Origin of the sequence: Phormidesmis priestleyi ULC007 (assembly GCF_003003695.1) — a bacterium.
Taxonomy (GTDB): Bacteria; Cyanobacteriota; Cyanobacteriia; order Leptolyngbyales; family Leptolyngbyaceae; genus Phormidesmis_A; species Phormidesmis_A priestleyi_A.
Genome location: NZ_PVWG01000003.1, coordinates 224,647 through 247,191 on the forward strand (window position 1 = coordinate 224,647; position 22,545 = coordinate 247,191).

23 protein-coding genes are annotated in these 22,545 nt (G+C 49.6%); 16 read left to right on the plus strand and 7 right to left on the minus strand.

The annotated features are described in order from the left end of the window. Window positions 1-106: 106 nt before the first annotated feature. The gene (locus C7B65_RS27645; protein ID WP_181314335.1) at window positions 107-271 is read right to left on the minus strand and encodes a hypothetical protein; all 165 of its coding nucleotides are present in this window, start codon (window positions 269-271) and stop codon (window positions 107-109) included. A gap of 43 nt (window positions 272-314) precedes the next feature. Continuing rightward, window positions 315-575, minus strand: a complete 261-nt coding sequence (locus C7B65_RS04995; protein ID WP_073069936.1) for an AbrB/MazE/SpoVT family DNA-binding domain-containing protein — start codon at window positions 573-575, stop codon at window positions 315-317. A gap of 77 nt (window positions 576-652) precedes the next feature. On the opposite strand from C7B65_RS04995, the gene C7B65_RS05000 reads away from it, so the two are divergent. The 9 genes from C7B65_RS05000 (at window position 653) to acnB (ending at window position 10,032) form a co-directional block, all read left to right on the plus strand. Continuing rightward, complete coding sequence (locus tag C7B65_RS05000; protein ID WP_073069937.1) at window positions 653-1,246, plus strand: thioredoxin family protein; 594 nt, start codon at window positions 653-655, stop codon at window positions 1,244-1,246. A gap of 446 nt (window positions 1,247-1,692) precedes the next feature. After that, on the plus strand, window positions 1,693-2,460 hold the full coding sequence (locus C7B65_RS05005; protein ID WP_073069938.1) for a hypothetical protein: 768 nt from the start codon (window positions 1,693-1,695) through the stop codon (window positions 2,458-2,460). 88 nt (window positions 2,461-2,548) lie between these two features. Continuing rightward, on the plus strand, window positions 2,549-2,800 hold the full coding sequence (locus C7B65_RS05010; RefSeq protein WP_073069939.1) for a hypothetical protein: 252 nt from the start codon (window positions 2,549-2,551) through the stop codon (window positions 2,798-2,800). Between the two features lie 63 nt (window positions 2,801-2,863). Next, window positions 2,864-4,054, plus strand: a complete 1,191-nt coding sequence (gene mltA, locus C7B65_RS05015; protein ID WP_073069940.1) for a murein transglycosylase A — start codon at window positions 2,864-2,866, stop codon at window positions 4,052-4,054. Window positions 4,055-4,209: 155 nt separating this feature from the next. Then, window positions 4,210-4,935, plus strand: coding sequence for a Uma2 family endonuclease (locus C7B65_RS05020; protein WP_073069941.1), 726 nt, complete (start codon window positions 4,210-4,212; stop codon window positions 4,933-4,935). Between the two features lie 26 nt (window positions 4,936-4,961). After that, a complete protein-coding gene (locus tag C7B65_RS05025; RefSeq protein WP_073069942.1) occupies window positions 4,962-6,896 on the plus strand; it encodes a cation:proton antiporter in 1,935 nt (644 codons plus the stop codon). 28 nt (window positions 6,897-6,924) lie between these two features. Continuing rightward, window positions 6,925-7,098: a hypothetical protein gene (locus C7B65_RS27650; protein ID WP_181314336.1), complete on the plus strand. Its 174-nt coding sequence runs from the start codon at window positions 6,925-6,927 to the stop codon at window positions 7,096-7,098. Continuing rightward, window positions 7,098-7,223: a hypothetical protein gene (locus C7B65_RS29185; protein WP_262983522.1), complete on the plus strand. Its 126-nt coding sequence runs from the start codon at window positions 7,098-7,100 to the stop codon at window positions 7,221-7,223. The genes C7B65_RS27650 and C7B65_RS29185 overlap by 1 nt, the downstream gene beginning before the upstream one ends. Window positions 7,224-7,425: 202 nt before the next feature. Next, entirely contained in the window at window positions 7,426-10,032 is a 2,607-nt protein-coding gene (acnB, locus tag C7B65_RS05030) for a bifunctional aconitate hydratase 2/2-methylisocitrate dehydratase (protein ID WP_073069988.1), read from the plus strand. A gap of 113 nt (window positions 10,033-10,145) precedes the next feature. On the opposite strand, the gene C7B65_RS05035 is transcribed toward acnB, so the two are convergent. After that, a complete protein-coding gene (locus C7B65_RS05035; RefSeq protein ID WP_244913165.1) occupies window positions 10,146-10,457 on the minus strand; it encodes a hypothetical protein in 312 nt (103 codons plus the stop codon). Window positions 10,458-10,950: 493 nt separating this feature from the next. Here C7B65_RS05035 and lepB point away from each other — a divergent pair, with 493 nt between their 5' ends. Next, window positions 10,951-11,544, plus strand: a complete 594-nt coding sequence (gene lepB, locus C7B65_RS05040; protein WP_073069944.1) for a signal peptidase I — start codon at window positions 10,951-10,953, stop codon at window positions 11,542-11,544. 26 nt (window positions 11,545-11,570) lie between these two features. Here the strand turns inward: lepB and C7B65_RS05045 are convergent, their stop codons facing one another. After that, on the minus strand, window positions 11,571-12,815 hold the full coding sequence (locus C7B65_RS05045) for a dihydroorotase (RefSeq protein ID WP_073069945.1): 1,245 nt from the start codon (window positions 12,813-12,815) through the stop codon (window positions 11,571-11,573). A gap of 11 nt (window positions 12,816-12,826) precedes the next feature. Then, on the minus strand, window positions 12,827-14,176 hold the full coding sequence (locus tag C7B65_RS05050; protein ID WP_073069946.1) for a histidine phosphatase family protein: 1,350 nt from the start codon (window positions 14,174-14,176) through the stop codon (window positions 12,827-12,829). On the opposite strand from C7B65_RS05050, the gene C7B65_RS05055 reads away from it, so the two are divergent. Next, window positions 14,157-15,803 carry a CPBP family intramembrane glutamic endopeptidase gene (locus tag C7B65_RS05055; RefSeq protein ID WP_244913166.1) on the plus strand — a complete coding sequence of 549 codons (1,647 nt, stop codon included), beginning with the start codon at window positions 14,157-14,159 and terminating at the stop codon, window positions 15,801-15,803. The two genes, C7B65_RS05050 and C7B65_RS05055, sit on opposite strands and share 20 nt — an antisense overlap. Before the next feature lie 84 nt (window positions 15,804-15,887). On the opposite strand, the gene C7B65_RS05060 is transcribed toward C7B65_RS05055, so the two are convergent. After that, a complete protein-coding gene (locus C7B65_RS05060) occupies window positions 15,888-16,337 on the minus strand; it encodes a DoxX family protein (protein WP_073069947.1) in 450 nt (149 codons plus the stop codon). Window positions 16,338-16,554: 217 nt separating this feature from the next. On the opposite strand from C7B65_RS05060, the gene C7B65_RS05065 reads away from it, so the two are divergent. The 4 genes from C7B65_RS05065 to C7B65_RS05080 all read left to right on the plus strand — a co-directional run bounded on the left by C7B65_RS05065 (window position 16,555) and on the right by C7B65_RS05080 (window position 20,621). Then, window positions 16,555-17,766, plus strand: a complete 1,212-nt coding sequence (locus tag C7B65_RS05065) for an acyl-CoA dehydrogenase family protein (RefSeq protein ID WP_073069948.1) — start codon at window positions 16,555-16,557, stop codon at window positions 17,764-17,766. A gap of 34 nt (window positions 17,767-17,800) precedes the next feature. Continuing rightward, window positions 17,801-18,505: a PIG-L deacetylase family protein gene (locus tag C7B65_RS05070; RefSeq protein ID WP_223257297.1), complete on the plus strand. Its 705-nt coding sequence runs from the start codon at window positions 17,801-17,803 to the stop codon at window positions 18,503-18,505. After that, window positions 18,502-19,119, plus strand: a complete 618-nt coding sequence (locus C7B65_RS05075) for a class I SAM-dependent DNA methyltransferase (protein ID WP_073069950.1) — start codon at window positions 18,502-18,504, stop codon at window positions 19,117-19,119. The genes C7B65_RS05070 and C7B65_RS05075 overlap by 4 nt, the downstream gene beginning before the upstream one ends. 233 nt (window positions 19,120-19,352) lie before the next feature. Next, the gene (locus C7B65_RS05080; protein ID WP_073069951.1) at window positions 19,353-20,621 is read left to right on the plus strand and encodes a glycosyltransferase family 2 protein; all 1,269 of its coding nucleotides are present in this window, start codon (window positions 19,353-19,355) and stop codon (window positions 20,619-20,621) included. On the opposite strand, the gene C7B65_RS05085 is transcribed toward C7B65_RS05080, so the two are convergent. Continuing rightward, entirely contained in the window at window positions 20,510-21,070 is a 561-nt protein-coding gene (locus C7B65_RS05085) for a 3'-5' exonuclease (protein WP_223257298.1), read from the minus strand. The genes C7B65_RS05080 and C7B65_RS05085 overlap by 112 nt on opposite strands. A 286-nt stretch (window positions 21,071-21,356) precedes the next feature. Here C7B65_RS05085 and C7B65_RS05090 point away from each other — a divergent pair, with 286 nt between their 5' ends. Continuing rightward, on the plus strand, window positions 21,357-22,013 hold the full coding sequence (locus C7B65_RS05090; RefSeq protein WP_073069953.1) for a helix-turn-helix transcriptional regulator: 657 nt from the start codon (window positions 21,357-21,359) through the stop codon (window positions 22,011-22,013). Window positions 22,014-22,545 lie beyond the last annotated feature (532 nt).

Consider the following 22,545-nt stretch of genomic DNA (forward strand, 5'->3'; position numbering starts at 1 on the left):
GTAGACCCCTCTTGGAGATGCCCCAGTAAGTTCACCCAATTGAGCGGGTTCACTGAGTGCTATTCTTACCTAAATCCACCTAATTTCCTAGTGTTATTTTTTACCTTTACAAAAAGCTTATACAAAGCACATCGTAAATATACGCAACCGCCTCTGTGTTCAGATCTATACCCGCATTTAGTGCAATTGTCAGCACCTTGATCAAGCGATCGTTCTCTAATCGCCAAAATAGCCGCATCTGGTTAGAGGTGCGGCTATTTTCAGTATTCATGTTAAATCTGATTTCCTCAATGCTGTTTGAAGGCGATCGCAGGTTAAAAGCGATCGTATTGCTCCATCACACCCTGCCGAATTGCATCTTCTATCGCTTCTAAACTCTTCGGCTCTCCCAAATAGTTTAAGCATCCAGCAACGTCTTCTAATGTGGTTTCTCGGAACGGATTTTTGAGCTTGAGTAGAATCCCATCACCTGTGCCGATCGCGACTAACTCTTGCCCTGCCTCCCAATGGTGAGCATCCCGCAAAGCTTTGGGAATAATCACTTGACCTTTGCTAGACAATCGCGTCGTTTCCACTGAAGAGCTACCTCAAGTAAGAATTCTAGCACTCCATGAATCTACTAAACTTTAGGGGTAACGACTTGTGATCACCTATGGCTACAGATTTACCCACCTCCAGCGCTGCACCTTCAGAAACCCCGATCGCCACCCGGTTGAGCAATTTTCTGATCGTGTTAGTGGCGATCGCGCTGACCGTCGCAATTTCTCTCGGACTGAGGACCCAAACGACCTCTGTTTCTCTCAGCTCGATGGCGAAAGTAGCCGTGCCCCTAGAGGTTGCCCTGGCAAACGGCAAACCAACCTTGATGGAGTTTTATGCTGATTGGTGTACCAGTTGTCAGGCAATGGCTCCAACCCTGCAATCGCTCAAAGAAACCTATGGCGATCGTATCAATTTTGTGATGCTCAATGTCGATAACGAGAAATGGCTGCCCGAAATTCTCAGCTATCGAGTCGATGGAATTCCGCATTTTGTCTATATGAAACAGGGAGGCAACGCGATCGGGCAAGCGATCGGTGAGCAGCCTCGCCCGATCCTCGAAGCCAATCTAGTGGCGTTGTCTGAAGGCAATATTTTGCCTTATGCTCAGACAACTGGACAAACCTCAGCCTTTTCGACCACCGTTGAAACCAAAGAAAGTGCCGCTGACCCTCGTAGTCACGGCAGTCAAGTTGATAAAAGTTAACGACCCTTGAGCGCTTTTTGCTGAGTTGCTTGTCCGCCCTGAACTAAAAGTTCGGGCTAATAGCAGAAGTCCGTTGAAACAGACTGAGGGCCAGACTTTCTCTTCTAGTCCTGTTTAGAGGACTTTCGCTGTGAGCCAGGAAATTAATTTCTGGGCGAGTGAGGCAATGAACAAAGCTCGTCAAAAGTTACAGGTTATTTACATTCACGATCCTTAATCTAAACGGATTGATACGGTTAAGACATTTGTACTATAATAGTTAGAAATCAAATAAGCTTCTCAAAAAACTAAATCGTTGCGACTTCACACCTCGCCTGATCAAAAGTTACTAATAATTAAGATGATCAACCCGTTTAACTCTATATACAATAACCGCAAGAGAAAATAACTCAGGGAATAAGAGACTTGAGTGCTGTTGGATTCAATTATTAAAGGCAGATTACGGCATGTCAATTATTGCCCTCAAAGCTTGGTATCTTCAGGAATATGAGCCGATTCGAGATCTTGAAAAGCGTCCTCACGATCTGCGACTCAGCAAAAATAGCTTGCTAAAGTCTGGCTTGCGGGCAGATTTCTTAGAAGACAGTGAAGAGGTAAAGACCTCTCTTTGGTTTCAGCGCTATTTAGAAGGCGAAACCGTCGAATTTTATATTGAGGGCAGTGGCGGCTACGCGATTTCTAACATCGATTTGCGAAGTCACGAGATTTATTTCTCGAAACAAGAAGTAATGGCGCATTTAGAGCCAACGATCTTCTTGTGCTATCAAACCGAATATTCTGAGTCGAGCGAGTTGCTGCGAGAAGAGTTAGACAAAATTATTGAATCGATTAATGGTCGATCGCGCCTCCCGATCACTCTGCAAGAATCGCATCGCCTCACCGATGGCCCAGTGCGCCTCACGAGTGCGCTGATGCGATCGATTCGACAATGCCTTTTATTTATCGCCGATGGCACCTCGATCGCACAGATTTCTGGCTCACCCGCGTTACTGATCCCCAGCCCTAAAGTCTGCGTTGAGATGGGTTATGCTCTGCAAAGCAAGCGATCGGAGCAACTTTTACTCACCCAAATGGAGCGGTCTGACCTGCCCGGACAGTTTCCCTTTGACTTGCCGAGTCAAAACCGTCTCGTCTATAAAGACAAAGCGCAACTCAAAAAGCTTTTGCCTAAAGCGGTTGAAACTCAATTGCAGCGCTTTAATTTAATTTCTTAGCGATCGCACCGAGAACTGCCGACCCGCGATCGTGATTTTCACCCACTTCCAGACCATAATAAGGTCGTCGTGGTTGAGATAAAACAAAATGCCTAGAACGCCGAGTGAGTTTGCTGTCTACCTCTTGTTAGAGGGCGGTCATCGCGAAGAAGTGCGGTTTGCCACTATTCAAGACTTTCAAAAGTGGTATAGCGGCGAACTAGTGCCCAAAGCGGCTTCCAACGATTTTATTAGCGTGCCGATCAAAAATATTCAAGGCGAATATATGGTGGTGCGCCCTGCAAAAGTGCTCGGAATTCGAGTCGAGCCGCTCTATTCAGGCAGCGTCGATCGCTACTAGAGCCGTCAGGAACTTGAGCATGATGGAATCGTCTCGCTTCTAGCTTCTTCATCGTCAGAGCGCATGAGAAATTTGCAAATCGTTGAGAGACTTAGACTTTTAGCACTAATCAGTTTAGGTATTGCGGGAGGCTGGGTCGATCCAGCTCGATCGCTTCCGATCCCTACTTCGGTCACGCCCAGTCCGATCGCACCCAGTCCGATCAAACCTACTCAGCCGCCATCAAGCGCCCTAGATGAGCAACTTTGGCATTCTGGTGATCGTAAAACGTTGTTGAGCGCGATCGACTACAGCTTACGCTATTTGCAAACGGCTCAGGCAGTTCGGGCTTATCAAAAATATCCGGTCAAAGGCGTAACGCGCGATCGCGTCGATCGCAGTCTCAGACGCTTTAAGCAACTGATTCTAGCGTCTCGCTCGGCTCAACAATTACAAACCGCAATTCAGCGAGAATTTGTTTTCTACCAATCCACAGGCAAAGACAATCAGGGAACTGTCTCGTTTACGGGTTATTTTGAGCCAGTCCACAAAGCGAGTCGAGTTCGCACCGCAGACTATCGCTATCCACTCTATCGATCGCCCGATCTCGCAAGATTGAAAGCTCCTCACCCAACGCGCCTTGAGCTAGAAGGCAAAGACGGCTTGCAAACCCCCAAAGGATTGCTGCGAGGATTGGAACTGGTCTGGCTGCACGATCGCTTAGAAGCCTTTCTCGTCCAAGTCCAAGGATCTGCCCGACTGCAACTTACTGATGGCACGACGATGACGATCGGCGTTGCCGCACACACCAATCAGCCTTACACAGGCATTGGGCGAGAATTGGTCAAAGACGGCAAACTCCGTCTCGAAGATTTGAATCTGCCCAACGTGGTGCAATACTTTCAACAGCATCCCGACGAGTTGGATTTGTATCTGCCTCGCAATCGGCGGTTTGTGTTTTTTCAAAATACTCAAGGTGCCCCTGCAACGGGGAGTTTAGGCGTTCCGGTGACGGCAGAACGCTCGATCGCTACTGATAAATCTTTAATGCCACCTGGGGCGATCGCGCTGATTCAAACTCAACTGCCAATTCTGAATGTAAATCGTCAATTAGAACAACGTTTGGTCAGTCGATTTGTCTTGGATCAAGATACGGGCGGTGCCATTTTGGGGGCGGGTCGAGTGGATGTTTTTATGGGCACTGGGAAGGAGGCAGGCGATCGGGCAGGACTCGTCAATTCCACCGGACAGCTTTATTATTTGCTGTTGAAATAGACCATCAGCGGTAGGGGTAGCGCCCCCGTGCCTACCCCCGACGCACAGAGGGCAACCACCGGGGGATTTGCCCCTACCCAAATCATCCCTCTATTCCGCAGTGTCCCTAAAATCAATACAATAGGTTCAAGCTCGCAACGGTGAAGGGCATTTCTATGACGGCAACCCAATCTTCTGAGTTTACGATCAAGACTCTCCCTGACCACACGCAACTTCCAGAGTCAGACGGCATCTTTGTGAAAAACTTTCAGGAACACCCGCAAAGTAGCCTCTTAACTGACTCAATTCGCCCCATATTGCAAAGACTTCACCCCGCCGGACAATATTGCATCGGTCAAGATTGCGGTATTTACTGGAGGCTAACCGATCCCCCTGAAAAAGGAGCCGAGGCACCTGACTGGTTTTATGTGCCCAACGTTCCGCCGATGCTGAAGGGTGTGTTTCGCCGCTCTTATGTGCTGTGGCAAGAATATGTTGCGCCTCTGATTGCCTTAGAATTTGCGTCTGGAGATGGCAGCGAAGAACGCGATCGAACGCCCGTCACTGGAAAGTTTTGGGTCTATGAACAGGCAATTCGCATCCCCTTTTATGGCATTTATGAATGTAGCAAAGGCGCGATCGAGCTATATCATCTCGTCGAAGGTCGCTATCAGCCGATGGCTGTCAACCAACGCGGACACTTTCCCATTCCGCCAATGGGCGTTGAGCTAGGCATTTGGCGTGGAGAATACGAGTCGATGGAGCTTCCCTGGCTGCGCTGGTGGGATGGTGAAGGCAATCTGTTGTCAACTGGAGACGAACGTGCTGAACGGGAAAAGCAACGGGCGGATCGACTCGCTGAACGGCTGCGTCAGATGGGCATTGATCCCAACGAAGTCTAACTCCAACGCCTGAACCCCAATCACTTATGGATGCACCCCTAGACCTGACTCTGCAAATCGTCATCACTGTGATTGCAGGAATCGGTGCCCAAGTGCTGGCGGAGTTTGTCAAAATTCCTGGCATTGTTTTTTTGCTGATATTTGGCATTCTGCTGGGGCCGAGTGCGTTTGGAGTGCTGCACCCCGATCGCTTGGGCAATGGTTTAGAAGTGTTGGTTGCCCTGCTGGTGGCGGTGATTTTATTTGAAGGCGGCTTCAATCTGCAATTGCGAGATTTGGGCAGAGTTTCTGGCAGTCTGCGAAACTTGGTGACGATCGGGACTTTAATTACTTTGGTCGGTGGCGGCATGGCAGCCCATTGGTTGAGCGAGTTCCCTTGGGCGCTGGCGTTTCTCTATGGCGCTCTCGTTGTGGTTACGGGGCCAGTTGTAATCAATTCTCTGCTGCGACAGGTTGATGTCGATCGTCAAGTTGCCACCATTCTCGAAGGCGAAGGGGTCTTGATCGATCCGGTAGGCGCAATTTTGGCAGTGGTGGTTCTGAATGTGCTGCTAAATGGCAACCCCGATCCGTTAACGGTGGCGAGTGATTTAGGAATCCGATTGGGAGTTGGCACCACGATCGGGGCAGGCGGCGGCTGGTTACTCGGTGTCATTCTCAAACGCGCCACGTTCTTATCAGAAGACTTAAAGAATTTGGTGGTGTTGGCTGGCTTGTGGGGCTTATTTGGGTTGGCACAGATGATTCGTAGTGAAGCGGGGCTGATGGCAACCGTGATTGCTGGAATTGTTCTCAGAGCCTCTGCGCTGCCCGAAGAACGGCTGCTCAAGCGCTTTAAAGGGCAACTCACTATCTTGGCGACATCAGTGTTGTTTATTTTATTGTCGGCAGATTTGTCGATCGCAGGCGTTCTCGCTCTAGGCTGGGGTGGATTATCTACCGTGTTAGCGCTGATGATCGTCGTTCGTCCTCTCAGCGTTTGGCTTTGCACTTGGAATAGTGATTTAACGTGGCGACAAAAGCTATTTCTAAGTTGGATTGCACCCAGAGGCATCATTGCCGCTTCTGTTGCATCTCTATTTGCAATTCTCTTAACTCAGCGAGGCATTAACGGCGGTGACTCAATTAAAGCGCTTGTCTTTCTCACAATCATTCTCACAGTTGTTATTCAAGCATTAACAGCTCAATGGACTGCAAATTTACTACAGATTACGTCTAAAGATACCACAGGTGTAATAATTGTTGGATGTAGCCCATTAAGTTTGTTGATCGCTCGACTGTTTTTAGAGCGTGACGAACTCGTTGCCCTGATTGACACTGATCCGGATTCTCATCCGTCACTTCAGCCTGATCTCAAAGTGTTTATTAGCAGCGCGCTCGACACCGATGTCTTAGAAGAAGCGGGACTTTCTAAAGTGGGCACATTTTTGGCAATGACTAACAATGGGGAGGTAAATTTGGTGGTGGCGCAACGCGCGATCGAAGAATTTAGCCCCCCCAGAGTTTTAGCGATCTTTCCTCGCGATTCGCAAGTCAGCGGCTTAAATAGTCGAGTTCAACAAGCGTTTAGTTCACAAATTTTGCTCAAAGTTTGGAACCAATATCTGAACGAGGGAGCCGTAAAACTGGGTGAAACGACCTTAAAAGAAGCAGGACTCGATTTGCAGCAAGCCCATCTACGGGCACTTGTCGAAGCCGAAAGTTTGATCCCGTTGTTGATAGAACGCAATGGTTCTTTGCAGATCGCTCCAGTTGAAGGCGAATGGCAGGTCGGCGATCGCTTAATCTACTTGCTCCACGACCCCAAACCCAAACTTTTGAAGCTGCTGTCTGGTTCGAGTCAACTGCGGCTGACCTTAGAAGAGTTGCCAGAGGTGGAAGAGATTCCGATGTTACCTGTGTTGAGTGGGGCGATCGAAACAGTCCAAACTTTTGTGGCTGATTTAGCCGATGGTCAATAGCACGATTAGGTTGAACCTTGCGAATTCCATGCCCCAAATTGACGAAGTTGATGAGTGTTTTGAGGTGGTGATCGAGTTAACAGTTAAGCCCAAGGGTTTAGCCGCAAGTTTAATCGGCATTGCAAAAACGGATGCGCCAACACCCACAGATGAGGAAGTGAAAGTCATGCTAGACGATCGGTTGACGCAAAAATATCTGTAATGCGAGTTTTATTTGATACTAACGTGCTGCTAGATGCCCTACCAGCCCTGACCCGTTTGTTAACGCTAATAGAAATTTGTTCAGTCGATCGCAGAGTATTAGAGCAGGCGATCGCGCTGAGGTGAGCTGATTTTGAGGGTGCGGTGCAATGAGCAGGCACCTGAAATTGCAATGACGACTTGTCCGATCGCGCCTCAACCCCAACCCGTAAAGAAATTTTCCATACTGAAATAAGAGCGCAAACCTGACAGAATTTCTCTAAAGGTTGAAACTGGGCTACTAACCCCGCAAAATCGTTGAATGCCGATCGTAAGAGATAATCAAACCATGCTTGAATCCTACCGCCAACACGCTGCCGAACGTGCCTCTTTGGGCATTCCTCCACTGCCGCTCAGTGCTCAACAAACCTCTGAACTGTGTGAGTTGCTCAAAACTCCCCCCGCAGGTGAAGAAGACACCTTACTGGAACTGCTGCGCGATCGCGTTCCCCCCGGCGTTGATCAAGCGGCTTATGTCAAAGCGGGTTTTTTGACCGCGATCGCTAAAAAAGAGATCACGAGTCCCTTAATATCGCCAAAGTATGCAGTGACGCTGCTCGGCACGATGATGGGCGGCTATAACGTCCACTCGCTGATCGAGTTGCTGCAATCCGATGATGCAGAATTAGCCGTCGAAGCGATCGCCGCCCTCAGTAAAACGCTGCTGATTTTTGATGCCTTTCACGATGTACAAGTCTTGGCAGACACGAATGACAACGCCAAACAAGTGATAAATGCTTGGGCTGAGGCGAAATGGTTTACCGATCGTCCTCCGTTGGCAGATCAGATCACAGTCGTGGTCTTCAAAGTGCCCGGAGAAACCAACACCGATGATCTGTCTCCCGCAACTCACGCCACGACTCGCCCTGATATTCCACTCCACGCCCTGGCAATGTTGGAATCGCGGATGCCGGGTAGCTTGCAAACCCTGGCGGAGATTAAGCAAAAAGGCTATCCCGTCGCTTATGTAGGCGATGTGGTCGGCACAGGATCGTCTCGCAAATCTGCGATTAACTCGGTGCTTTGGCACATTGGGCAAGACATTCCTTTTGTGCCTAATAAACGAACGGGCGGCTATGTTTTAGGAAGTTCGATCGCGCCAATCTTTTTCAACACCGCCGAAGATTCTGGTGCGCTCCCGATTCAGTGCGACGTGTCCCAAATGGAGACGGGCATGGTGATCACGATTCACCCCTTTAAAGGTGAAGTGACGAATGAATCAGGAGAAGTTATCGCGACGTTTAGCTTACAGCCAGAAGTGATCACTGACGAAGTTCGGGCTGGAGGACGCATTCCTCTAATCATTGGGCGGAGTCTAACCGACAAAACCCGCGCGGCAATGGGGCTTGAACCCAGTGATCTGTTTATTCGTTCTACTCTGCCCGTCGATACTGGCAAAGGGTTTACGCTGGCGCAAAAGATGGTCGGCAAAGCCTGCGGTCTACCGGGTGTGCGTCCTGGAATGTCGTGCGAGCCTGCGATGACCACGGTGGGATCACAAGACACGACCGGGCCGATGACCCGCGACGAACTCAAAGAGCTTGCCTGTCTGGGCTTCAGTGCTGATTTAGTGATGCAGAGTTTTTGCCACACTGCCGCCTATCCCAAACCTGTTGACATCAAAACCCACCATGACTTGCCCGACTTTATCTCGTCGCGGGGTGGCGTTGCCTTGCGTCCGGGTGATGGCATCATTCACTCTTGGCTGAACCGGATGTTGATGCCTGACACTGTTGGCACAGGGGGCGATTCTCATACTCGCTTTCCTTTGGGGATTTCCTTTCCGGCGGGATCGGGATTGGTGGCATTTGCGGCCGCGATCGGAGTCATGCCGCTCGATATGCCAGAATCCGTTCTCGTCCGCTTTAAAGGCGAAATGCAGCCCGGAATCACGCTGCGAGATTTGGTGAATGCCATCCCTTATGTGGCGATTCAAAAAGGGCTGTTGACCGTCAGCAAAGAAAACAAACAAAATATCTTTGCGGGACGTATTTTAGAGATCGAAGGGCTGCCTGATCTCAAAGTTGAGCAAGCTTTTGAGCTAACCGATGCGTCTGCCGAACGGTCTTGCGCGGGATGCACGATCAAACTCAGCCCTGAAACGGTTTCTGAGTATTTGAGATCAAACATTGCGCTGCTCACCAACATGGTGGCACGCGGCTATGAAGATGCCCGAACGATCATGCGTCGTGTCGCCAAAATGGAGCAATGGCTGGCAAATCCGATTCTGCTCGAAGCCGATGTCGATGCTGAATATACTGAGATTATCGAGATTGATCTGAATCAGATTAAAGAACCGATCGTAGCGGCTCCCAACGACCCCGACAACATCAAATTGCTGTCAGAAGTAGCGGGCGATCGCATCGACGAAATCTTCATCGGCTCGTGCATGACTAACATCGGTCATTATCGCGCCGCCGCTAAAGTTCTAGAAGGCGTTCCTCCCGTGACCAGTCGATTGTGGATTTGTCCGCCGACTCGCATGGACGAGCATCAACTCAAAGAAGAAGGCATTTACGGCATCTTTGGCGCATCAGGTGCCCGCACCGAAATGCCAGGATGTTCGCTCTGCATGGGCAATCAAGCGCGAGTCGGGGATAACACCACCGTGTTTTCGACCTCGACTCGCAACTTCAACAACCGCATGGGCAAAGGCGCTCAAGTCTATCTAGGCTCGGCAGAATTGGCGGCAGCGTGTGCGTTGTTGGGTCGCATTCCCACGGTGCCAGAATATCTGGAGATGATGGCGAACAAGATCAACCCATTTGCAGACAATCTGTACCGCTATCTCAACTTTGACCAGATTGCGGGATTTGGAGATGAGGGTCGGGTGATTCCACTTGAAGAAATGCCTCGCATTGAAGACATTTTAGGAATGCCTGCGGCGGTGCGATAATACCAATTTAATTGACGCAGCAGATCCACAAAATCCCGTAGGGGCATGGCATTGCCGTGCCCTCTCACCACCGCCCGATCGTGCCCAACAACCACCTACCCATCAAAAAACGATCAGCGAACAAGGAGCCAACCATAAGTTAAAACGCCCAACCCAGCAACGCCGACGATCGCGTCTCGCTGATCATTCCACAGGCGACAAATTCCGCTCCAGAAATAGGTCAGAGACTCACGCCGCGATCGACCCAGATCCGTCATCAATTCTTTAACTCTGGCGTTGACCTCAGCGATCGAGACCTCACCTCGTTGATAAGCCGCTTCTAGCTCATCTAACTGATGCCAATAGTTGCGGGTTTCCTCCATTAAGTCAGGAATCATAGCTAAACGTCTTTCTACTGTGAACTTATATAACGTAATGTAACGCATAGGTCACAATTAGAAGTCTGTCATCAGTCAGAGCTTTCTAGCTGGGTCAAGTCACAGAGTCTTAAAGTGAATGCTAGTATGTAGTCGCCAAGGTTAAACTCCCTCGCCATCGTGAAACGGTTAAGACACACTTTCAGGCGTAAAGAATTGGGCAAAGAGCGGCGAAACCTCTTAAAACAGCCAGGGATTAAAAAATAACATCCCAGCACCAGAGAACCGATAAATTTAGACCGAAAATGTAGGGCGGGGCACGCCCAAACATCAAACTACGCTTGGGGAGATAGACTCTCTGGGATTCACTAAGTTAGACCCGTCAATTGGTGCTATCGCACGGTCGAAAGGTTTAAGGATTGCCGCAAGGATAGTGAATTTTACAGTCTTTCGCAGATCCAAGAATCCCACTCTCTTGAAAGGTGGGAATGTCAATGAATAGACTAGATGGGCACCTGTTGCCTTATCTAGCCCCTGTTTTGACTTTGCACTTAAAACCCTTATGAATCGCGCAGAGAACCCGGCACCCAATAACAAACCCCAGCAAAAGGATGAGAACCCCTGGTTTGAGGGACTCAAAACTATTGGACTCAGTGCAATTTTAGCCATCGGCATTCGTCAATTTGTGGCAGAAGCCCGCTACATCCCGTCTGGCTCAATGCTGCCGACGCTGCAAATCAACGATCGCTTAATCGTAGACAAACTGAGCTATCGGTTTAATACGCCTCAACGGGGCGATATTGTCGTCTTTTCGCCGACCAGCACTTTAGAGAAGCAAAACTTTCACGATGCGTTTATCAAGCGAGTGATTGGGCTACCGGGCGATAAAGTAGAGGTCAAAGGTGGGCGCGTTTATGTCAACGATCAGGCGTTGAGAGAAAATTACATCGAAGAAGATCCTCAATATCAATGGGGCCCGCAGACCGTTCCCCCTGGCTCTTATCTGGTCTTGGGTGACAACCGCAACAACAGCTATGACAGCCACTATTGGGGCTTTGTGCCTCGCGAGAAGATTATTGGCCGTGCCATTGTGCGGTTTTGGCCTCCCAATCGGGTTGGAGAAATTACCCCAGAACCGAGTTACGACAAAAAGTAGGCTTCAGCTTATTGTCTGACCTTTTTCTAAGGGCACCAAGTGCGAATGACTCGCCCGACTAATGGCTTGCCCAGCCAAGGGGTGTTGCGCGATCGAGACTTTAAACTCTGACCGTTTACACTCCACGACAACTGCGGATCGAATAACGTCAGTTCGGCAGGTTGACCGGGGACGATCGCCTCCATCTTTTGCCCCAAACACGCAGCAGGACGGGTGCTAAGACTGCGCCATAGCTCCAACGCTGACCACTGTTGCGTGTCTACCAGAGTTTGCCACAGCAAGGGTAGTGCGAGTTCTAGCCCGATCGCGCCGGGTGGGGCTTCTGAGAAGGCAAGAGTTTTTTCTTCGTAGGTGTAGGGCGTGTGATCGATGGCGATCGCGTCAATTACCCCTTCCTTAACGGCTTTTCTCAGCGCTACTTGATCGACTTGATTGCCTAAAGGGGGTTCTAGTCGCAGATTGGGATCATAATGCTCGATCGATTTTGTGCTTAATAAAAGGTGCATCCACGTCACGCTGGCAGTAATCGGTAAACCTCGTGCTTTCGCGGCTCGAACCAATTCCACACTCCGCGCTGTCGAGATTCGCATCAGGTGAACGGGTGTCCCGATTTCTTCCACACATTCCAAGAGAGCCGATAGTGCAGTCGTTTCTGACATTGCCGGATTGCCAGGTAAGCCAAACCGGATAGACTCAACGCCCTCTCTGACCACACCATTGCCGACGAGCGATCGGTCACATGCCCACAGCGCTACAGGTTTTTGCAATGGCTGAAGATATTCTAATAATCGCCTCATTAGAGCGAGATTGGCGATCGGCTGTCCATCGGCAAAGCCTACGACTCCTGACTCTGCCAATTCTGACAATTCGGTCATTTGTTGACCTTTCACACCGAGCGTTAAAGCACCCCAACACGAGAGTTTTGAGTTTTGAGTTTTAAACCAGTTGACGGTGGCAGGATTGTCGATCGTAGGCTCCGTATCGGGGAGAATATTCAACCGTGTGAAACCACCCGCGATCGCCGCTTGACCAAGCGATTCTAAAGTTTCCCGTTCTTCAAATCCAGGTTCTCCAGAATGGCTGTAGAGGTCAACCAGTCCTGATCCCAAGACTAAGCCTTGAGACGTGTAAATCTGGGCATCGGGTGGAACCTCATCGATTTGAGGCTCGATCGCCTGAATCAAGCCATCTTCGATTAGGACATCAACGACCCGATCGACGGTTTCGACAGCATCTAGGAGACGGACTTGTTGGAGCAGTTCGATCGTCATAACAGCATCCGTTAAAGTGCCCCGGCTGCGGTTTTGTCTAAAACGCCTCCCAAGTGCGTCGTGATGTTCATCGCTTGCATTAAAGGAGCCGCCTCGACTCCTTGCGGGTAATCAATCACGCTGACGGCTCCGTTGCCTTGCTTAAAGTTCCAGAAAGACTCGGCACCCAAGCCAGCGACGTGACAGAGAATCGCTTTGTTAACGGCATCGTGGGCAACGACCAAAATCGTGTAGGGTTCGTTAGCTGGGCGAGTTGCCGCCGCGTTGATGATGGCTTGCCAACCTGCGATCGCCCGATTCCACACGTCTTGCAAATTTTCGCCTTCGGGCATCTGCACGGTTTCGGGGTGCTGCTGCCACTGGTGCAATAATCCTGGATACGATTGCTCGATTTCGGCTTCAAACTTGCCTTCCCATAAGCCGTGACTAATTTCTCTCAGGTCGTCTCGCAGGTTTAGCTCAAGGTCAGGATGATGCTGAAGAATAACTTCTGCGGTTTCTTTGGGACGCAGCATTGAGCTACTGATTGCCTGATCAATCTGCACCGATTTGAGGAATTCACCCGCTTGAGCAGCTTGCGATCGTCCATTCTCATTTAAAGGCACGTCAATCTGTCCCTGAAAGCGTCCTTGCCGATTCCACTCGGTTTCACCATGCCGCACCAACAATAGCCGGAGTCCCTGACTTTTTGACTTGCGGCGGGGCAACGTTTCGCCCAAATGAGACGTGATATTCAACGACTCGATCTGCACGGGTTGCCCAAACTCACCGGAGAAATTGAGAATGCTGATGCCGCAGTTTGAGATGTGAAAGCGCTGATAATCTTCGGGCTGAAGTCCGATCGCAGTGTTAATCAACGCCCGATTAATGCCACTGTGAGCCACGATTAAAATCGTCTGTCCTGCATGGTTGGGCAGCGTGGTTTGCCAAAATTGACGAGCTTGCTCATAGATCGCCGGAACGGGCAGAAAATCCACAGCGCCGTTTTCATCTGAGAGGCTCATCGTCAGCAAATGAGGCTGCGTTCTCCAATCGCGATACTCATCGGGATACTTCTCCTCGACTTCGTTAAACAGCAACCCTTCCCAGAGCGGCAGATTAATTTCTCTCAAGTCTTCGCTGGTTTGCAGTTGAGGAGCGTGATCAGAATTAGCCAGAATTAGATCTGCGGTGCGCTTTGCCCGACTTAACGGACTGCTATAAACCGCATCAAGAGAAATTCCTTTTAGAGCAGTGGCGACCTGCACCGCCATCGATTCTCCTTTGGCAGTTAGCCGCGACAGATCACAGTGTCCTTGCACTTTCTGCTCAACGTTGTAGCTGCTCTCGCCGTGACGCACGATGATAACGCGAGTAGTCAAAGGGAATCCTCCATCCAGTAAATTGAGTCAGGAAGATTTTACCCTGTCCAGCGTTCTCATCACCAATTCTGCTAAGTTTGACCATGAAAGCACCGATGCAAATAGACTGGGGGAAATGATGACGTTGAAGCGGTTGGTTTTGGGCGCACTGACGATTTTGGCGATCGTCTTCGTGATCGGAGATTTGGTCAATAGCTGGAGTCAGCCCCAGTTTAGTAGCCGCTTAGAACTCTATGAGACCGATTTGCTGCTGCAAGCCTCTGAGTGGAAGGGCGATTCGCCCGATGCCCGTAAGCCTCTCCCGGTTGATAACCCGGTCAAGTCAGCGCTAGAAAGCTATCAAAAGGCGCAAAAAACGGCGCAAAAAGATATTGCTAGTGCCGAAGGGAAGTTAGAGAAATTTCAGTTGAAAACGCCTGTCGTGGGCGATTCTGTCATGGCTACCAATCAACTGCTCAAGCAGAAGTCGCTGCTAAAAGAATTAGAACTGCGAGTTGGACTTTTACAAACTCAGCAAGGACAGGTGCCTGAAGCGCTCAAAACCTGGGCTGCGATCAAAGCGCGCTCTAATCCTACAGCAATCACTGCACAGGTTTTGTCGGGTTTGTGGAGCCAGCCGCCGCTGCTGTTACCCAATGCAGAGCCGCAGATTAATAAAAATCTAGACGGGTGGTTTCGCTATCGGGCGTTGACTCAGCTTTATCAGTTGCAGCAGCGATCGGATGCACTCGATCAGCTTCAAACTACAGAACAGCAAACCTCAAAGCAGGCATTTATTCGCTGGGCAACTGCGAACGCGATTCCAGCGATCGCAGTTTTCTCTGGAGTAGTCCTCCTAATTTTCCTATTGGGGCAATGGGCGGTGAAGGGTGAACACGCTCTCTTATCAGGCACCAATGGCGTTAAGTGGTCGGTGCCCTGGAATGGTGAAATCATTTGGCAAGTGTTAGTGGTTGGCTTCTTCTTTGTGGGACAGATTTTGTTACCGATCGTCAGTCAATCGACGTTGGCAACGCTCAAAGTTAATCCCGCGACCCTGGGCGAACGGGCAAAAGCCACTTACTATCTGGTCACTTATGCATTGTTGGCAGCCGGGGGATTGAGTGTTTTATATCTGTCGATCAAATCATTCTTGCCATTGCCTGATAAATGGTTTCACATCACGCTCAAAGGCAAATGGTTTTGGTGGGGCTTAGGCGGATATCTAGCGGCCTTTCCGCTCGTGATTGTGGTGTCGCTGGTCAATCAGCAAATCTGGCAGGGCGGTGGGGGCAGCAATCCAATTTTACCGATCGCTCTTGAAGGCAAAGACAGCCTCGCGATCTTGATCTTTTTTGTCACGGCGGCGATCGCGGCTCCGTTCTTTGAAGAAATCTTTTTTAGAGGATTTTTGCTGCCCTCGCTGACTCGCTATTGCTCGACTTGGCAAGCCATTCTACTGAGTAGCTTTCTGTTTGCAGTAGTTCACCTGAGTCTCTCAGAAGTCATCCCGCTGATGACGTTGGGCATCGTTTTGGGATTTGTTTACACCCGCACTCAAAATCTTCTCGCCTCGATGCTGCTGCATAGCCTGTGGAATAGCGGCACGTTGCTGAGTCTCTTTATTCTAGGAAGCGGAAGTTCGTAAGTTTTTATAGCCCAAACCGCTAATTTCCGTAAAACTTCGGCTTCTTGTTCGTTGCTTTCTCTCATAACCCAAGGCTAAAAAGAATTAGCGACTTGCCCACGATTTCGTCAACATCATCACGCGCTCAAACCCAGGTTGTTGCTCTGGATGTTTGGTATACCACCATGCCCAAGCAATCAATACAGCTTGAAACGGAAGTCTAACCCAATATAAAATTGGCTGATCAGGAACGCCCTCGATCGCGATCTGGTTAACCGCCATATTAATGTTGGCAGGAAACACCGCCACGAATAGCGTGATCAATCCCCAAGCCGCTGCCACACTCACTGCTGGAATGAGTAAACCAATACCGCCAAGAATCTCAAAGAAGCCGCTAATATACACTAGCGCGAGTGGATTAGGAAGCTGTGGCGGCACAATGCGAACAAACGGAATCGGCACTACAAAATGAGTGATTCCCACAAAGATGATTGAAACTGAGAGAACCACTCGTAGAATTTCTTTGCGTCGATTAGAAGCAGCGCTTAAAGTCATAAATTATCAAAAATACGTTCCTGAAAGGCAAGTCGGACTTGCTCAATCGGGATAACTCTAATGATCGACACAAAAAAAATCCTCTAGCTTTCGGCAGGTTTGTTGCATCCATCATCAGGAGTGTTCAATCTTGTTGAGAATGCTCAACCTCTAGATAGAGGTGTTTATTGTCACTTCGTTTCAATATCGTCATAATAATTAAATAAACAAACTGGCAGTGAAAGTAGTTAATAGCGCTCAACTTTTATTAGAGACTCAGCCTCACCCTTTGTCCATTTCTGAACTCTTGATACGATCGACTGAAATTGCCGATTATGCAACCGAAAATGCTGCCAAAATTGATCAAGTAGGTGCGTTTCCGGGTCGAGAGTTTGAGCAAATTGCCGCAGCAGGTTTGTTATCAGCACCGCTCGATCGGCGATTAGGTGGACACGGTTTAGGCATTGAGGCCAGTGCGACCCGCAAACTACTGCAAATTCTCAAGCAGTTTGGGCACGGAAATCTAGCCATCGGGCGAATTTTTGAAGGACACGTCAACGCCCTACAACTGATTCAAACCTTTGGGACTCAGGCTCAGGTTGAAGCCTATGCCAGCGATGCCCGCGATCGTCACAAAATCTTTGGAGTTTGGAACGCTGAAGCCAACGATGGCGTAAAAATAATTCCGCTTGAAACTGGGCACTATCGGCTAGAAGGCTGTAAAACCTTTGCCTCTGGATCGGGTTATGTCGATCGTCCTTTTGTCAACGGCACGTTGCCCGATGGTCGCTGGCAAATGTGCATCGTGCCCATGGATCAAGTGGTGACAGTCAGCGATCCGTCTTGGTGGCAACCGTCAGGAATGCGCGCAACCGCCAGTTATAAAGTCGATTTTAGCGGTGTTGAGTTAGAGGCGAGTGCTTTGATTGGTCAGCCCGATGATTATTATCGACAGCCCTGGTTATCAGTAGGTGTAATTCGCTTTGCGGCGGTGCAGCTAGGAGGAGCCGAAGCGCTGTTTGATGAAACCCGCAAATTTTTACAGGGTTTGGGGCGCACTCAAGACCCGTATCAAGCAGAACGGCTGGGGAAAATCGCGATCGCCCTAGAAAGTGGCAATCTCTGGCTCAAGGGTGCCGCAGAGTTTGTCGCTGCCTACGCGCCTATTTTTGCGGGTTCTCCGATCGTGCCCCACCCGCAAGCCGAGCAACTGGTAGCTTACGCCAATATGGTGCGATCAGCGATCGAGCAAATTTGCATGGAGGTGATTCAAGCCTGTGAGCGATCGGTAGGAACGCGCGGCTTACTGCCACCCACTCCGATCGAGCGGATCATTCGAGATTTAACGCTATATTTGCGCCAACCTGCCTTTGATGCCGCTTTTGCAAACGTCGGACACTACGTGTTGACTCAACAGACTGCTGCTGAACGTTTGTGGTCTTATGCTTAAACAAGCGGTTGGTGCATCCCTGGTTAACAATTCAATGAGACTGCCGTTTCGATCGTTGACTTCGCAAGAGCCAGTCTTGGTAGTCGCGCCTCACCCCGATGATGAAACGCTGGGCTGTGGCGGCGCGATCGCGTTGCTGCGTTTACACAATTGCCCGGTGTCGGTGCTGGTGATCAGTGATGGCACTCAGTCTCATCCACGATCGCGCAAATATCCAGCTCCCGTTTTGCAGCAGTTGCGTCAGCAAGAAACGCTGGATGCTCTGACCACGCTGGGAGTCGATCAGTCCGCTGTCACTTTTTTGCGGTTGCCAGATGGTGCAGTTTCGACTTTGGCGACCCTAGCGCAACATCAGGCAGAATGTGGGGCTTATCTAAAAGCGATCGCGCCCAAAACGATCTTTCTGCCTTGGCGGCATGATCCGCACCCAGACCATCGTGCGACTTGGCAACTCGTTCACAGCGCAATTACTTATCTGCGATTTACCCCTCGCCTAATTGAATATCCAATTTGGGATTGGGACTCAGAGCAGAGCGTCAGTTTGCCCAATTCTGCTCAGATCACAGGTTGGCGACTGGATATCAAAGCAGTCGTGTCGCTCAAGCAACGCGCGATCGCCGCTTATCGATCGCAGATCACTGATTTGATTGATGACGACCCCGAAGGCTTTCGGTTGACCCCTGAAATGTTGGCAAACTTTACGCGCCCCTGGGAAGTCTATTTTGAGGAGATAAAATGAATCCACTTCAGCCAAATTCGCTGCCGCCCAGCTATTTTGATGATCTTTATCGGGCTGATCCCGACCCGTGGAAGTTTGAAACCAGCGACTATGAGGCAGCTAAATATGCGGCTACGATCGCGGCACTTCCCCAACCACGATATCAGTCAGCTTTAGAAATTGGCGGCTCGATCGGAGTCTTAACCCAATTGTTAGCCGCTCACTGTGATGCTTTGTTGTCGATCGACGTATCCCAACTTGCACAAAATCAGGCAATTCAGCGCTGTCAGCAGTTGCCTCACGTTGACTTTCAAATTATGCGAGTACCTGAGCAGTTTCCCGATCGAACGTTTGACCTAATTCTCGTTTCAGAAGTCGGTTATTACTGGAGTTGGGATGATTTGCGATCGGCGCAGCAGGGTCTTCTCGATCGCTTGCAGCCAGGAGGACATCTGCTTTTGGTGCATTGGACGCTCTACGCAAAAGACTATCCGTTAAGCGGCGATGAAGTGCATGATGCGTTTCTTGAATTGTCACCCACGCATCTTCGACATTTAGCAGCGCGGCGCGAAGAACAATATCGGCTTGATTTGTTTGAGCGAGTTCGATCGCTAAACAGTCCTTCGTCAATCTGATTATCTTTCACAAGACAGATTTAAATCAAACGCAAACTCTGCACAATTATCTTAACAAGGCTTACGCAAACCTCGGAGGTTTTAACTAAGAATCAAGCATCGTGACCGACAGAGTGGCTTAAACCTCCGAGGTTTTGGTCAAATGCGTAAGTCCTGTTAACAAGAGTTTTGAATGTCTCAAGTTTTAATGAACATAGCTCACTCATTTTTTAGGAGATGGAGCACAGATCGTGATGCAAAGTAACCGTTTGCACATCACTAGTCCATCGGTTTCGGCATCTGACGATTTCTCTCAGCCCCTGGTTCAGACTGCGATCGCTGCTGATTGCGAGGTTTGTGTGATTGTCCCAGTTCGCAACGAAGCGGCAACGCTAGAAACAACGCTAGCGGCATTAGCGAATCAAATCGACTTAAACGCTAAACGTCTAGATCTAGATCGCTACGAGATCATTCTGTTGGCGAATAACTGTAGCGATCGTTCTGTGACGATCGCCCATCAGTTTGCCGCCGCGCATCCCGACTTAAATCTGCACATTGTCGAAAAGACACTGCCGATCGCCGAGGCGCATATCGGTCGAGTGCGACAAATGTTGATGAATGAAGCCTATCGCCGTCTCAGCGAGTTAGGGCACAAACGCGGCGTGATTGCCTCCACCGATGGCGACTCTCAGGTTAGCCCCACTTGGATCGCCGCAACCTTGCACGAGATCGCTCAGGGTGCCGATGCCGTCGGCGGAAGAATTGTGCTTGATCCTTCAGGTCTTGCCCGTCTGAGTGCCCATGCGAGAGCCTGTCACCTGCGTGAAGTGGGCTACCGATCGCTAATTGCAGAATTAGAAAGCTATCTCGACCCTGACCCGCATAATCCGTCTCCGCGTCACTATCAAAATTATGGAGCAAGTCTAGCAGTCACCGCCGAGATCTATGCTCAAGCGGGAGGGCTGCCACTCGTGCGATCGCCCGAAGATGTGGCACTCTACCAAGCTCTGCTGCGGGTGAATGCTCGGTTCCGTCATAGCCCGATCGTCCGGGTGGTGACATCGGCAAGACAGACCGGGCGTACTCAAATGGGACTCGCTAATCAACTGAGTGAATGGACTACGATGGGGCAACAGCCGTTTTTGGTCGAATCAGTAGGGGCGATCGTAACTCGGCTCCGCGCTCGTCAACAGTTGCGAAATCTTTGGTTACAGATTCTCAACGGCTATCAGCCCGCGTTGAAGTCGGTTGAGTTAATCGCTGGCGCCTTGAAAGTCTCAACGCAGTGGTTAATGCAAGAACTATCTCAGCCACAAACTTTTGGATTGCTGTTTGAACGAGTGGAGCAACGTCAGCAAGCAGAAGGCGTTTGGTCAAAATGCTGGGACTCGATCGAGATCAGACAGGCGATTCAAGAATTGCGTTTGTGTTTAGCGCCGTTAAGATCAGCAGGCGCAAGTCTAAATTCTGAATTCGCTGCGATCACAATTCGCGCACAAGCTTCTGCATCTGAGAGCGCATGATGGTGCAACAGATCAATCTCCAGCCGATCACAAACATCAGGCAGTTTAGTGGGGTAAATCTGCCAGGTTTTACGAGCAAGCTGCACTGTGCAGACAAAGGGTTGAGCCGGGTGAGAAATGCCATAGGCATCACAGCAGGCGTAAAGCACCCCGCGATCGAAGCTAGCATTATGAGCCGCAATAAAGTCAACCCCTTGAATTAAGGCACTCAGCGTCTCCCACAACTCGCCAAAGTTTGGCTGCTCGGCAACATCGCGCCAGTGAATGCCGTGAATGTGAGTAAACCTGAAAGCCTGGCGAGGCGGACGAATCAGCGCATGAACCCGTTTGACAATTTGATTATTTTCTACGCGAATTAGCCCGATCGAGCAAGCACTATCTCGCCCGTGATCAGCCGTCTCAAAATCTAATGCCACAAATGGTTTCATTTGCTGCTTAACACGCGCCATACGATAAAAAGCATAAACGACAAATAGCTAAATACAATCACCCACTCTAACCAATCGGCTGGGAGTATTGCAAAAATTTCATCCATGATTTGAACTTTACCTGATTCGCGATCAACAGCGAACCACCCATATATACACAAATCTTCCGATGCAAGGAGTCATACCGCATTTGGGGCAGGATTTCCAACTACTCCAAACGTTACCATAAACAGTCTTTGTCAAGCATCACTTGACACCTCGTTTCGCGAAGATGTAAAGTAATACTTGACGACGAACAGACAAAGCCGTGAAAAACCGACTGAAAGAACTTCGACAATTGCACCAGTGGTCACAATCTGACCTTGCTAGGGAATTAGGAGTCAGCCGTCAGGCGGTCAATGGCTTTGAATCTGGCAAGTTTGATCCCAGCCTGGATATGGCTTTCAAAATTGCCAGTCTGTTCAATGTCGCACTTGAAGACGTTTTCACCCACGAGGCAAAGAATTCTATGCAAACACTTGTTGAACGATTCACAAACTTCCTTGGTTTCGAGTTTGGTTTTGAGCGGTTTACTGAGAAGGCGATCAATGCGATCAAGTTTGCAGACAATGAGGCAGCCCGATCGCAAGTTGAGCCAGAACATCTACTTGCTGGCTTGTTGGCTGATCCAACCACAACCTCTACGCGGTTACTTCGAGCCAATGGTGTGACACTGAATATTGAAACTAATGAACATTCTTTTGAATCTCGTGGGAATTCAAGGTTTAGCCCACAGAGTAAGTTTGTTATCGAGCTTGCCTTGCAAGTTGTTCGGCTTCAGGGTAAGAAGTCCATTGGAACTGAGCATCTTTTGTGGGGTTTAGTTCGTCTGGCTGAGATAGACAAGACTATTCTGAGCGAACTATTTCAACAATACGAAATTGATCTCGAAACTCTGAACAAACAACTAGCAGAAACGGTTTAAGTTCAAATCAAAAACCGACTGAAGCTACCTATCAAATATCTAAAATCTTAGTAGGTAGCTTTTGTTGTCCGAACTGTGACTCATGCTTGATTACGAATTTGTTCCTGAAGACGAGCTACCATTTCTGAACTCAGTTCTGCTTCTGGCTCAACTCGTTCACGTTCCGCCAAAATTGAATCGATCGCCGTAGAATGCCAGGAATATCAGATTGATTTGCAGAACGAATTTTCATATTCATACCGATGTGCAACTAAGAACCCTCACCCCAAACCCCTCTCCCGCAGGAGCTACCGTGTATACATCAGTCATTTCGCTTCGTTGTGAGCGGCTTCAGCCCCTAAATCTCCCAAAATTGGGGGCCTTTGAAACTGAAAGTCTGGGGTCAAAGTCCCCCAGAATGGGGGATTTAGGGGGCAAACCCCCAGCAATCCGAACTTAAAGCAATTTGTGAATACACGGTAGCCCGCAGGAGAGGTCCTCTCAATCGATCTCCGGTTCCCTCTCCTTGGGGAGAGGGCTAGGGTGAGGGTTG